Consider the following 13068-nt stretch of genomic DNA (forward strand, 5'->3'; position numbering starts at 1 on the left):
TCAGCGCCGCGGCACCTGGGCCTTGCCCATCATCCCGTCCATGTACACGTGCGTGCGCCCCTCGATGAGATAGGTGCGCGAGGGCACGTGGGCCCGCACCAGGACGGCCGCCTCGCCCGCGGTGAGGCCCGGCCACGGCTGCCCCTGGCTCAGCGCGCGCGCGGCCTCGGGTGGCTCCACGGACTCGATGGTCGTCTCCAGCGTGGAGGGGATGCCAGGGATCCGGTAGCGCAGCGTCATGCCGGGCGCGAGCTCGCCGCGGTAGCGCTCGGGGAACAGCGCGACGAGGGCGGGCAGGGCGTTCGGCACCACCAGCCACATCAGCAACTCACCCGACCTGACCGCATCGCCGGCGCTCACGCGCACGTCGCCCACCACTCCAGCCTGAGGCGCCGTGAGCTCCACCGGGCCGCCTTGCGTCACGAGGCGCGCGAGCACCTGGCCTTCCTCCACGTGCTGGCCCGGCCCCACGAGGACGTCCTGGAGGTGCCCCCCGGCGCCCCCCTCGATGGCGAGGCGATCGCCCAGCTGCACGAGCACACCCCCTTGGATGTCTCCAGGCTGGCGCGCGCACAGCAGCGCCCCGCCCACGAGCAGCGCGACGAGGGGCAGCGCGATCCACCCCCAGCGCCTCGGGCGGGGGGCGGTCGAATGATCCGGCGGCGAAGTCGGTGGGGCGGGGGGCACGATTTCCTCCGCGCGCAGGATGGGACAGTCCCGCGGGGCCTTCCACCTCGGATGCGAGGCCAGGAGCCGCTTCCCGCCGCGCGCCCGCTCCTGGAACGCCTGGGTTGCGGGGCTGTCTGGGCACCGGTGGGTCCGGATGCGACTCACAGGCATGTATGCCTGCATCCTCCCGACGCCCTGATGTGCCATGCTGTCAGGCCGCCGTGACCCCGTCCTCCTTCAAAGCCCTCCTGGTCCTCCTCCTGGGCCTGCTGGCCAGCGTGGCGCGCGCCGCCGAACCGACGCGCGAGGACGCGGTCCGCGAAGAGCTGGAGCGCCAGCTTCGCGAGATGGTCCCCGAGTCCCCCACCGAGGTGGTCCTCTCGTTCGAGGGCTTCGCTCCCGAGGAGGGCTACAAGGTCGTGGAGACTGACTTCGTCCTCGACGGCAAGCCGCTGGCGGTGCCCTCGGTGGAGGAGCTGAACGCGGCGGGGCCGCACCGGCTCGCGGTGGTGAAGGTGGAGCCGGGCGAGCACACGCTCGTGTCGCGCGTGAGCCTCGCGAACGACTCGTGGAGTCTGTTCAGCGCGACCAACGGCTTCCTGTGGAAGCTCACGGCGTCGGTGGGCTTCCAGTCGCAGCGGGGCCTGCGCGTGGTGGTGAAGGTCGTCCCGGCCGTCGTTCCGAATGCGCCGGATCCGCGCCTCAAGCTGAAGCTCGGGCACCAGGTGACGGCGGAGATGATGAAGCCCGTTCAGGAGGTCTCACAGGCCGACCTCCACCCGGACGCGGGCACGCCGAAGCCGCGCGCGCAGGCCCCGGTGACTCCGCCAGCGCCCACCGCGCGGCCTGGGCGGCTGGTGTTCAAGGTGACCGCCAAGAAGAAGCCCGTGCCCGCCACGGTCTTCGTGCGCGGCGCCGCGTCCCCCACGAAGGTGGCGGTGGATGGCAAGGCCCGCAAGCCCTCGGACGTCGCGGTCGCGGCGGGCACGTACAGCGTGGACGTGGTGGCGCAGGGCTTCCTCGCGCAGACGCGCCGCGTACAGCTCGCCGCGGGGGCGGAGTCCTCGCTGGCGTTCTCGCTGGTGCCCCAGCCCAAGCCCGCCCAGCGCGCGACGGTGAAGGGCAACCACGTGGAGCTGCCCACGCCCATGGGCTTCCCCGAGCAGAAGCCCGCTCCGGACAAGGCGTCCCTCGCGACCGTGGACCTGGTCGTGGACGTCCTGGTGCGCGAGTCCGGGGCGCGCCTGCGCATCGAGGGGCACACGGATGGTCAGGAGGTCCCCGCCGCCGCGCGCAAGGGGCTGTCCGAGGCCCGCGCCAAGGCGATCGCCGAGCTGCTGGCGCGCGCGGGCGTGGATCCCGCTCGGGTGGAGACGGCCGGCCTGGGCGACAGCCGGCCCAAGGCCCCGAACCTCATCCCCCGCGGACGACAGCTCAACCGCCGCGTGGAGCTGGTGCTCCTGCCCCCGTAGGCGCCTCGGCGTCCAGTCCCATCACTTCCATGGTGTGCTTCAGTCGCTGGAGCCCCATGCGCACGAGCGCGCCGCGCAGCTCGGGCTGGGCGAGGAAGAACTTCTCGAAGACGTCGCGTTCCAGCCGCAGCAGCGTGCAGGACGTGAGCGTGCGCACCGTGGCCGTGGCCAGGCGGCTGCGCAGCAGGGAGATCTCCCCGAAGAGCGCCCCCTCCTTCAGCTCGGGGTAGGACGTCACGCGGCCGTCCTCGTAGGTGTGGAAGACCTCGCAGCGGCCCCGCAGGAGCAGATAGAGCGCGTTGCCCGGCTTGCCGCGCGTGAGCAGCGTGGTGCCGGCGTCCAGGGTGCAGGGCACGAACGCGCTGCCCAACTGGCAGCGCAGCTCGGTGGAGAGCCCCGCGAGCAGGGGGCTGCTGCGCAAGGCATCCGCGAGCAGACGGGCGCGGCAGGCCTCGACGATGGCCTCGCCCTTCACGCCGTAGCGCTCCTCGGCTTCCTTCACGCCCGCCTCGGTGATCTCCAGCAGCTCGGTGCTCTCCATGGCCACCACGCTGGCGGTGCGCGGCGTTCCGGTGAGCATCGCCAACTCGCCGAAGAACTCGCCGGCGCCCAGCTGCCCCACCTCGTCGCGCGCGCCATCTTGCGACTCGCGCACCACGGACACGCGCCCCCCCAGGACCACGAACATGGAGCGGCCGGCCTCTCCCTCGCGGACCACCACCTGGCCGGCGGGATAGAAGCGCGTCCACATGGGCGGGGCCGCCCAGGCGGTGTGCACGTCGCCCAGGCGAGAGTCGCTCGGCTGCGCGTCGCCCGCGGGCGCCTGGGCGCCGCTCGACTTGGGCGCGAAGAGGGACAGGATGCGTGCACTCAGCAAGGACATGGGCCCTCCATGAAGCCAGGCTGGGCAGCCAGGGCGACGTGGGGCGCACCATACCTTTGCCCGGCGTCCAAGCAGTAGAGCGCTTCGCGTGCCCGGGCGCCCGGCCCTCGAATAGGGGCGGGGGGCGCGGGGTTCTCGCACCAGTTGCATGGGGGGTTCGCATGGTCTCGCGACCGCCGCCGGGGCTGGTGCGGCCGACGGTGGCTCCACCGGCGTCATCCCAGGAAGACATCCTCCGGTACATCTCGGAGAGCAGCGACGATCTCATCGCGGCCCTCGACACCGGCTTTCGCTTCGTCGCCTTCAACCCCGCCTACGCCCGGACGTTCGAGCAGCTCTTCGGCGTCGCCATCGCGGTGGGCATGGACCTGCGCGCGGCCATCCAACAGCCTGTGGAGCGGGCCAACGCCGAGGCCGCCTGGGCTCGCGCGCTCCAGGGCGAGGCGTACACCCTCGTCTCCGATTTCGGGGAGCTGAGCCGCCTGCGGCGCACGTATGAAATCGTGTTCCGCCCGCTCTTCGACGCCGCCGGCACGCGGCAAGGGGCCTTCCACATCGCGCGGGACGTGACCGAGCGAGAGCAGGCCCAGGCGGAGGTCCGGCAGCTCACCGCGAAGCTGGAGCGGCGCGTCCGGGAGCGCACGTCGCGCTGGAGGTCCACGTCCCGAGCGCTCGCGCGCGAGCGCTCCCTGATGCTCCAGACGATGGACCGCGTCACCGATGCCTTCTTCGCGGTCGATCGCGACTGGCGCCTGACGTACATCAACCGGCACGCGGAGCGCCTCATGCGCCGAAGCCGCGAGTCGCTGCTGGGCCGCGTGCTGTGGACGGAGTTCCCCGAGCTGGTGGGCGGCGCTTTCGAGCGAAGCTATCGGCGCGCCCTGGCGGAGCAGCGCACGCTGGTCTTCGAGGAGTTCCATCCTACGCTCGACTCCTGGTTCGAGGTGCGGGCGTACCCCTCCGAGGAAGGCCTGTCCGTCTTCTTCCGCGACATCGGCGAGCGCAAGAGCGCCGAGCTGCGGCTGAGAGACTCGGAGCGCTTCATGCGCTCGGTGCTGGGCGCGCTCTCCTCGGACCATGAGGACGCGCGCGTACGTCGCGCCGCGACGGAGGCCCAGCGCCTGCTCGCGCGTGAAGAGGCGGCCCGCAAGGATGCGGAGGCCACGCGGGAGGCCATGGTCGCGGCGCTCGAACGCATCGAGGATGGCTTCGTCGCGTGCGACCTCTCCTGGCGCTTCACCTACGTGAACCAGCACGCCGAGGCGCACATCGGCCGCCCCCGCGGCTCGCTCCTGGGGCGCTACGTGTGGGAGGCGTTCCCAGGGGCCGTGGGCTCGCCGCTGGACCACCTGCTGCGTCGGGCGGCGCAGACCCAGCGGGTCCAGGAAGAGGAGGTGCCCTCGTCCATCTCCGACCGGTGGCTGCGCGTCGTGGTCCACCCGTCGCCCGAGGGGCTTTCGTTCTACTTCCGGGATGTGACCGCGCGTCGCGTCGCGCAGCAGGCGCTGGGGCGCTCCGAGGCGAAGCTGTCCGGCATCATCGCCATGGCCTTGGATGCCATCATCGTGGTGGACGCGAGCCAGCGCATCCAGCTCTTCAACGACGGCGCGCGTCGCATCTTCGGCTACGCCCCCGAGGAGGTCCTCGGCCAGCCGCTGGAGGTCCTCATCCCCGAAGCGTCTCGCGAGCGTCACCGCGAGTTCGTGCAGCGCTTCAGTGAGCAGCCCCGCGCGCCCTCACGGAGCATGGGAGAGCGGGCGGGAATCCTCGGCCTGCGCAAGAGCGGCGAAGTGTTCCCCGCCGAGGCGTCCATCTCCCGGCTGGATCTCGACGATGGACGGGTGATGGTCGCCATGCTTCGCGACGTCACCGCGCGGCGCAACGCGGAGCGGCGGCAGCACTTCCTCGCGGAAGCCGGAGCCGCCATCACCCGCACCCTGGATTGGGAGGACACCGCGCGGGCCATCGCGCGGCTCGCCGTACCACTGTTGGCGGATGGGTGCGCGGTGGTGGCGCGCGACACGGAGGGCAAGGTCGAGCCCTGCACTCAGGTGTCGGCGATGAGCCCGCTGCTCAGCGCCCTGCTGCGCGCGGCGGTGGCGCGACCTCCGCGGGGCGCGCTGGGCGGCGTGGTGGAGCAGGCGCTGGCGACGGGCGAGGCCGTGGGCTGGGATGCGCCCTCGGGCGACGTCTCGGGCGTGGCCTCGGCGATCGCCGCGCCGCTCGTGGCGCACCAGCGCACGGTGGGCCTGCTGCTGGCCGCGGCGGGGCCGGGCCGCCGCTATGACGCGGACGACCTCGCGCTCGCGCGGGAGTTCGCCCGCCGGGCCGCGCTGGCCATGGAGAACGCGCGCCTGTACCGGGCCTCGCGCGAAGCCATCAGCGTGAGAGACGAGATGCTCGGCATCGTTTCTCACGACCTGCGCTCCCCCTTGGGGGCCATCACGCTCTTGTGTCGCGCGACCGCACGGCACCTGCCACCCGGTGAGCCTGGAGCGCGCGGCCGTGAGGGATTGGAGAAGATCCGCCGCGTGACGGTGGGGATGAACCGGCTCATCGAAGACCTGCTGGAGGTGGCTCGGCTGGAGTCGGGGCACTCGCCCCTGGACGCGGAGCGCCTGGAGGTGCCGAGCCTCGTGGCCCAGGTGGTGGAGCTCAATGAGCCCCTGGCCACCAGCCAAGGCCTGACGCTGCGCGTGTCCCTGGAGGGCGAGGCCGCTGAGGTCTGGGCGGATCGCGGGCGCGTCCTGCGCGTGTTCCAGAACCTCTTGGACAACGCCATCAAGTTCACCCCGCGCGGCGGGAGCTTGCTGCTGCGCGCCGAGCCCTGGGGGGACTTCGTGCGCTTCTCGGTCGCGGATACGGGGGCGGGCATCGAGCCGGCGGCGCTGCCGCACGTGTTCGATCGCTTCTGGCAGGCCCGCCACGCGCGCAAGGCGGGGGCCGGCCTGGGGCTGGCCATCGTCAAGAGCGTGGTGGAGGCACACGGCGGGCTCGTCCAGGTGGAGAGCCCGCCAGGGCAGGGGGCCACGTTCGCGTTCACGCTCCCGCTCGCGGGGCCCCAGCCTCCCGCCCAGGCCTCAGTGTGACGCCACCGGCTGGGCGAAGGCCTCGGAGCCCGAGCGGCGCAGCACCGGCGCCGAAGCGCTCAGCGTGCCCACATACAGCCGGCCGTGGAAGCCCTTGTCGTTCGTCTCCGAGAAGAGGTGCACGCCGCGCGGAGTGTCCGCGCCCTGGCGCGCCTCGGCGTTGGGGCTGAGCGCGAAGGTGTCGCACGCGACCTTCTCCCAGACGTTGAAGCGGCACGCGAACTGGGTGCCACGCAGGAAGCCCACGTCGAGCGCCTTCACGCTGCCGGACGCGAGCTGGCGCGAGAGCCGCGCGCCGAGCGGCACGAACTTGCTGTCCCAGCGCACGTTGGCGGTGCGGACGTGCACATCGCCCGCGAGCACCAGCGTCCAGGCCTCCGGGTTCTTCGCGCGGTGGGCCAGCAGGTGCTGCTCCATCTCCGCCTCCCGCGCATTGCCCGACGCCGCGTCCGAGTCGAAGGCCACCACGGACACCGAGCGCCCCGAGACCCGCAGGCGCCGCGCCTGCTCCACCAGCCGGAGCATCGCGCTGCTGCTGCGGCCGTCCTGGTACGCGCGGCGCCAGAAGGAGCTGTCGCGCAGCAGGCGCTCCAGGTCCGTCGGGCGGCCCTCGCTCGTCAGGTACGCGTCCAGGACGCGCTGCTCGGAGGCAGGGATGGACAAGGCCAGGGACACGGGCACGTCGCGCGCGGTCGCGTCGCACAGCAGCCGCGTGGCGGCCTCGGGCAGCTCGCGCGTGCCGAGCGGATCCGCCAGCAGCAGCACGTGGCCCTTTTGAATGAGCACCTCATCGCCCGGGAGCGGCGCCCCACAGTCAGGCGGCTCGCGCTCGGCGGGCCCCGTCTCCGAGCTGTCCTCCGTCACCACCGAGAGCATGGGCACCGAGGCATTGCCGCCCACCAACTCCAGCGACGGGACCATCTCCAGGCGCGCGAGCAAGCGGCGCTCGATCTCCAGGTCGCGCGTGCCGCGCACCAGCTTGAAGCCCTCCATGGCGGGCACGCCCTCGAACGTGTCGTGGACGAACGTCTTGCGCTGCAGGTACTTCTCCTCGCTCGCGAGACGGTCGCCGATGAACTTCGGCTTCTCGTCGATGTTCATCTCGTTCTCGCTGTAGCGAAGCCGGAAGACGCGGACCACCGACTGCCGCGGCGCCACCTGCACCCCGCGAACGAAGAAGCGCTCCCAGGAGCGATTGCCCGGGAGGTTGAGCCCCGGCTCGTGCGCGGACGTGTACAGCTCATGCGTCCCGGCGCGCTCGAAGACGTCGTACTTCATGTCCTCGAAGACGTGCCGCGTCATCATCAGCGCCTCGTCGAGCGGCACCAGGTACACGGTCTCCTGGGTGGGGACGGCATCCTCGTCCTCCGCGCGCGCCTCGGCGGACTGCCCCCGCGAGCCCGACACGCTCGCGCAGCCCATGCACAACAGTCCCAGCATCCAGTGCCACCGCATCGCATCGCTCCCGTCAGTCCAGGTCTGGCCACGGCCCCCAGCACGGAGGGCTTGCCCACACGCCCGTCAACGTCCACGACGCCTCTGACATATCGTCGGGGAGGCGCGTGGCGGAAGGGGGCCCGAGGTCCGACCATCGTCGGGGGTTGGATGACTACGCGGCGGTCTTGTGGAATCGACGGGTCGCAATGCCCAGCATCAGCACTCCAAAACCTGAGAGCAGGAGGAACTGTGGCCACAGGTCGGAGAGGCCCGCGCCCTTGAGGAGCACACCGCGCAACACTTCGACGTAATGGCGCACCGGATTGAGCCAGGTGAGCCACACGAGCCAATCCGGAATCGCGCGCAGTGACGTCATCACGCCGGACAGCAGCACCGCGGGGAGCATGAAGAGGAAGCCGCCGACGAACGCCTGTTGCTGCGTGCGGCTGGCCGTCGCGATGAGCAGCCCCGTGCCCAGGGTGGACATCAAGTAGAGCAGGGTGGCCAGCGCCACCAGGAGCAGGCTGCCGCGCAGCGGCACGCCGAACACCCACGCGCCCACGCACAGCGCCAGCCCCACGTCCAAGAGCCCCACGAGGAGAAAGGGCGTCACCTTTCCCAGCATCAACACGCTGGAGCGCAGGGGCGTCACCTGGAGCTGCTCCAGCGTCCCCGTCTCACGCTCGCGTGCCAGCCCCATGGACATGATGAGGGTGGTGACGATGAGCAGCAGCATCGCGGCGATGCCGGGCACCACGTACACCGCGGTCTCCAGCGCCGGGTTGTAGAGGACGCGCGACTCCAATGTGACCGTGGAGCGTGGCGGTTCGCGGCCCAGGCGCCGTGCCTGCTCCATGCCCAGGGTCGAGGCTCGCGCGGCCGCATGGCGCGCCACCGCGTCCACGGCCACGCTCGAGCGCACCGGATCCGATCCGTCCACCAGGGCCTGCACCCAGGCGCCGTCACCGCGCAGCAGGTCCTTCTCGAAGGACGGGGGGAACACGAGCGCCACCGAGGTCTCCCCGTCCTCCAGCAGGGTCGCGGCGGACCGTTCGTCGTGGGGCTCCGCGATCAACCGCAGGGTGTCCCCGGCCAGGAGGGTGCGCGCGTGCTCGCGGCTCTCCACGCTGCGGCTGCGGTCCACCACGGCCGTGGGCACGCGACGCACGTCGAAGTTGACGGCGAACCCCAGCACGAAGAGCTGCATCAGGGGCGCGAGGGTCAGCAGCGCCATGACGCGTCGGTCGCGCACCGTCTGCCGGACCTCCTTCACCACCACCGCGCGGTACTGCACGAGGAGCGGATGCACGTGTCCGGCCTTTCAGTCGAGCCGGCGCTGGAAGCGCGCCATGGCCGCGGCGAGGATGAGCAGCGCGAAGAGGGCGAGCGCTCCGAGTTGAGGCCACAGCACCTCCAGCCCGTTGCCGCGCAGCAGCACCCCGCGCAGCACGCTGACGAAGTAGCGCGCGGGGATCAGCGTGCTCAGCAGCCGCAGCGGCGCGGGCAGGTTGGAGATGGGGAAGATGAAGCCCGACAGGAGCATGGAGGGCAACATGGATGTCAGGGTCGCCACCTGGGTCGCCACCACCTGATTGCGCGTCACCACCGAAATGAGCAGTCCCTGGCCCAGCATCCCGATGAGGAACAGCAGCGCCCCCAGCCCCAGCACGGGCAGGCTGCCTCGGATGGGAACGCTGAACACCCAGGCGCCCGCGGTGAGCACCAGCAGCACCTGCGCGAGCCCGATGCACAGGTAGGGCAGCAGCTTGCCCACGACGATCTCCATCCGCCCCACGGGCGTGGCGAAGAGCTGCTCCATCGAGCCGCGCTCCCACTCGCGCGCCACCGTGAGCGCCGTCATCAGCACCGCGACGATGGCGAGGAGATACGCGGCGAGCCCCGGCACGACGAACAGCGCCGAGCGCCCCCCCGGATTGAACAGCGTGCGGATCCGCACCTCCACAGGAGGGGCGGGGAGGGGCGCACCCTCGCCCGCGAGTCGGGGGCTCGCGACCTGGATGAGCGCCTGTGCCTTCGCGAGCACCTGCGTGGCGGTGTTGCCGTCCGCCCCATCGACCAAGAGCTGCACCTGGGCCCCTCCAGAGGAGACAGCCCGCGCGAAGCCCTTGGGCAGCACCAGCACCGCCACCACGTGGCCCCGCCGCGCATCCCGTAGGGCTTGCTCGGGGGACGGGCTCTCGGTGCTCACCACGAACTCCTTGGATGCGGTGAACTGGCGCACCAACTCGCGCGAGGCCCACGTCCCATCCTGATCCACCACCGCCAACTCCAGGTGGTCCACGTCGAAGCTGATGCCGAAGCCGAACAGCACCAGCATCACCACCGGCATGGCGAGCGCGAGATAGAGCGTGCGTGGGTCGCGGCGAATGTGCAGCACCTCCTTGCCGGCGATGGCGAGGATGCGCCCCCCCGAGCGACCGAAGGTCGAAGCCACCATGGCGCTAGTCCTCTCCTCGCTGCGCGGAGGCCGTCAGCGCGAGGAACACGTCGTCGAGCGTGGGCGCGGACTCCTCCATCTCCAGCGGCTCCACTCCCCGGGCGCGCAACCACCGCGCCACGGCCTGAGCCTCCACTCGCGTTGGATCCACGCGCACGGTGGCCCCGGACCCGAAGCGGCTCACATCCAGCACGCCGGGCTCACCGCGCAGCCCATCCAGCGCCTGGGCCAGCCCCGGGCCGCGGACATCCAGCACACGGCCTGGGGCGTGCTCGCGCTTGAGCGCCTCGGGGGTGTCGAGCGCGACCAGCCGCCCGTCCACCATGATGCCGATGCGCGCGCAGTTCTCCGCTTCGTCCATGTAGTGCGTGGTGACGAAGACCGTGGTTCCTTGCGCGGCCAGCTCGCGGATGAGCTGCCAGAAGGAGCGGCGCTGGAGCGGATCCACCCCCGCCGTGGGCTCGTCCAGGAACACGATGCGGGGCCGGTGCATCACCGCGCTCGCCAGTGCCACGCGCTGCTGGACTCCTCCCGGCAACGCACCCGTCACCGCGTCACGCACGGAGGTCAGTTGCATGCGCTCCAGCATCGCGTCGATGGCGGCGCGCAGCGTGGCGCCGTGCCCGCCATATGCGGCGGCGAAGAACTCCAGGTTCGCGCGCACCGTGAGGTCCAGATAGAGCGAGAAGCGCTGGGACATGTAGCCGATGCCCGCCTTCACGCGCTCGGGAGCGATCGCCACGTCGTGGCCCGCCACGCGCGCGTGGCCGCCCGAGGGCTGGAGCAGGCCGCACAACATGCGGATGGTGGTGGACTTGCCCGCGCCGTTCGCCCCCAGGTAGCCGAAGATCTCCCCGGCCCCCACGGTGAAGCTCACGTCGTCCACGGCCTTGAAGTCGCCGAATCGCCGCGACAGGTGCTCCACCTCGATGACGTTCACGCGGCCCTCCCGTCGCGGCGGGCGATGATCGCCAGGAACACGGACTCGAAGTCGGACGGAGACACGCCGTGGGCGCGCGCGAGGGCGCGAGGCTCTCCCTCCGCGATGAGCTGCCCTTCGTACAACAGGCCCACGCGGTGGCACCTCGCGGCCTCGTCCATGTACGGCGTGGACACGAGCAGGGTCATTCCCTCGTGCACCAGTCCATAGAGCAGCTCCCACAGCTCGCGGCGACTCACGGGGTCCACGCCGTTCGTGGGCTCATCGAGCAGCAACACGCGAGGCCGGTGGAGCAGGGCGCACGCGAGCGCGAGCTTCTTGTACATTCCGCCGGACAGCGCATCCGCCCGCCGCTCCGTGAATCGTCCCAGGCGGGTGATGTGCAGCAGCCGCTCACGCCGCGCTTCGAAGTCGGGCCGCGACAGGCCGAAGAGGCTCGCGAAGAAGTGAAGGTTCTCGTCCACGCTCAAGTCTCCGTAGAGCGTGTTGCGCTGCGGCACGAGCCCCAGTCGTTCGCGCGCCTCGCCTCGTGGATGGGCCGGGTCCACGCCCAACACCGTCGCCGAGCCCTCGTGAGGCCGCAGGAGGCCGGAGAGGATGCGCATGGCGGTGGTCTTTCCCGCGCCGTCCGGCCCCACGAGGCCGTACACCTCGCCCTGGCGCACGGCGAGCGACACGCCCCGCAGTGCCTGGGTGGCACCGAAGCTCCGCCGCACGTCGCGCAGCTCCAGGTCCCGCGTCTCGGCGGCGCTCACGGGCGCTGCTCCGCCACCGAGGCATCCGGCACGGGCCCCAGCACGATGTCCACCGGCATGCCGGGCAGGAGCGCCCCGTCCGGCGCGTCGATGTGCACCTCGACCGGGTAGACGAGCCGATCGCGATCGCTGCGCGTCTGCACGTTGCGCGGCGTGAAGGCGGCCTCGCGCGACACCGTGACCACGCGCGCCGTGAAGGCGCGATCCGGGTACGCGTCCGCGTGGACGGTGGCGGACTGGCCCGGGCGCGCGGCGGCCAGCTCCGCGTTCGGCAAGTAGAAGGTGGCCTTCGGGTGGCGCGTGTCCACGAGTCGCGCCAGCACGGTGCCCGGCATGGCCAGGTCCCCGGGCTCCAGCGGCAGCGTCTCCACCGTGGCGCTGAGCGGGGCGCGCAGCTCGCACTCGCTCACGGAGACGCGGGCGCGCCGCAGCGCCGCCTCGGCGGCTTGGACGGCTTGGAGGGCCGCCTCGGCCTGCTGCTGACTGGCGCGCTCTTGCTCGGAGGCCGCACGGGCTTGACGGGAGGCCGCGGTGCTCGCGTGGCGCGAGGCGATGAGCTGTCGGCTGAGCGCGTCCGCCTCGGCGCGGGCCTGGTCCCGCGTGGACTCCGCCGCCGCTTCGCCCAGCTTGTCGATGCGCTCGGCGTTGCGCCGCGCGAGGCCGAGTTGATCCGCCAGCGATTCCTGTTGCGCCGCGGTGCCCTCCGCCTGCGCGGCGACCGCCTCGCTGCTGCGGCCCGCGGCCACGGCCGAGGCGCGCGCCGCGTCCGCCTGGGCCCGAGTCTGGGCGAGCCGCGCCTCGGCTTCCGCGAGCCCTGCCTCGGGCTCATTGCAGTCGAGCGTGGCCAGGAGCGCCCCTCTGGCCACGGAGGCGCCCTCCTCCACGTGGAAGGCGACGATGCGCGCGTTGAGGCGCGAGCGCACGTCCACCACCGTGCCCTCGACCACGCCCGAGCCTCCCGACGGCCCTTGCGCCGCGCGCCGCTCCCGCAACAGGCGAGCGCCCAGCAGCGCGGTGAGAACCCCGATGAGAGCGACGAACAGCAGGACGGCGCGGCGCATGACCCCTCCCGGCCCACGGGTGACCGTGGTGCCACCGATGGCCCATTCGCAAGGCTCGTGCCCGTGATGCCCCACGAGGGATGCGCCGTGTCGCCCGTCGGGAGCCCGACCCGCCGGACTGCCGGAAACCCGACACCTGTCGGATTCCAGGCAGGGGAGAGGACCGCGGCTCACTCGGGAGGCTGCGTGGCACCGCCATTGCTTTGGGGCGGCGCCGACCACTCGCCCCTGGAGGGCCGCTCTCCCATGCTCGACATGTTCTTGTTCTACGGCCTCGCGCTTCCCTGGACTGCCCCGTCCCCCT

General features: G+C 71.9%; 10 protein-coding genes. 2 read left to right on the plus strand and 8 right to left on the minus strand.

What is annotated here, in order from left to right:
* Positions 1 to 687: a biotin/lipoyl-containing protein gene (locus tag KRR26_RS03765; protein ID WP_158611412.1), complete on the minus strand. Its 687-nt coding sequence runs from the start codon at positions 685 to 687 to the stop codon at positions 1 to 3.
* Between the two features lie 203 nt (positions 688 to 890).
* On the opposite strand from KRR26_RS03765, the gene KRR26_RS03770 reads away from it, so the two are divergent.
* Complete coding sequence (locus KRR26_RS03770; protein ID WP_233576748.1) at positions 891 to 2141, plus strand: OmpA family protein; 1251 nt, start codon at positions 891 to 893, stop codon at positions 2139 to 2141.
* Here the strand turns inward: KRR26_RS03770 and KRR26_RS03775 are convergent.
* A complete protein-coding gene (locus KRR26_RS03775) occupies positions 2104 to 3024 on the minus strand; it encodes a cyclic nucleotide-binding domain-containing protein (protein WP_217079137.1) in 921 nt (306 codons plus the stop codon). The two genes, KRR26_RS03770 and KRR26_RS03775, sit on opposite strands and share 38 nt — an antisense overlap.
* Before the next feature lie 161 nt (positions 3025 to 3185).
* Here KRR26_RS03775 and KRR26_RS03780 point away from each other — a divergent pair, with 161 nt between their 5' ends.
* Positions 3186 to 6113, plus strand: a complete 2928-nt coding sequence (locus tag KRR26_RS03780; protein WP_217079138.1) for a PAS domain-containing sensor histidine kinase — start codon at positions 3186 to 3188, stop codon at positions 6111 to 6113.
* Here the strand turns inward: KRR26_RS03780 and KRR26_RS03785 are convergent.
* The 6 genes from KRR26_RS03785 to KRR26_RS03810 all read right to left on the minus strand — a co-directional run bounded on the left by KRR26_RS03785 (position 6105) and on the right by KRR26_RS03810 (position 12764).
* A complete protein-coding gene (locus KRR26_RS03785) occupies positions 6105 to 7568 on the minus strand; it encodes a hypothetical protein (protein WP_217079139.1) in 1464 nt (487 codons plus the stop codon). The two genes, KRR26_RS03780 and KRR26_RS03785, sit on opposite strands and share 9 nt — an antisense overlap.
* A 154-nt stretch (positions 7569 to 7722) precedes the next feature.
* A complete protein-coding gene (locus KRR26_RS03790) occupies positions 7723 to 8859 on the minus strand; it encodes an ABC transporter permease (RefSeq protein ID WP_217079140.1) in 1137 nt (378 codons plus the stop codon).
* Positions 8860 to 8871: 12 nt separating this feature from the next.
* Positions 8872 to 10008 carry an ABC transporter permease gene (locus tag KRR26_RS03795; protein ID WP_120204064.1) on the minus strand — a complete coding sequence of 379 codons (1137 nt, stop codon included), beginning with the start codon at positions 10006 to 10008 and terminating at the stop codon, positions 8872 to 8874.
* Between the two features lie 4 nt (positions 10009 to 10012).
* Complete coding sequence (locus tag KRR26_RS03800) at positions 10013 to 10948, minus strand: ABC transporter ATP-binding protein (RefSeq protein ID WP_217079141.1); 936 nt, start codon at positions 10946 to 10948, stop codon at positions 10013 to 10015.
* Positions 10945 to 11703 (minus strand): ABC transporter ATP-binding protein, encoded by a 759-nt coding sequence (locus tag KRR26_RS03805; RefSeq protein ID WP_217079142.1) that lies wholly within the window; start codon positions 11701 to 11703, stop codon positions 10945 to 10947. Before KRR26_RS03805 ends, KRR26_RS03800 begins: the two co-directional genes overlap by 4 nt.
* Positions 11700 to 12764, minus strand: coding sequence for an HlyD family secretion protein (locus KRR26_RS03810; RefSeq protein WP_120204069.1), 1065 nt, complete (start codon positions 12762 to 12764; stop codon positions 11700 to 11702). The genes KRR26_RS03805 and KRR26_RS03810 overlap by 4 nt, the downstream gene beginning before the upstream one ends.
* Positions 12765 to 13068: the final 304 nt, after the last annotated feature.

This window comes from Citreicoccus inhibens (assembly GCF_019039035.1).
GTDB classification, from domain to species: Bacteria; Myxococcota; Myxococcia; order Myxococcales; family Myxococcaceae; genus Citreicoccus; species Citreicoccus inhibens.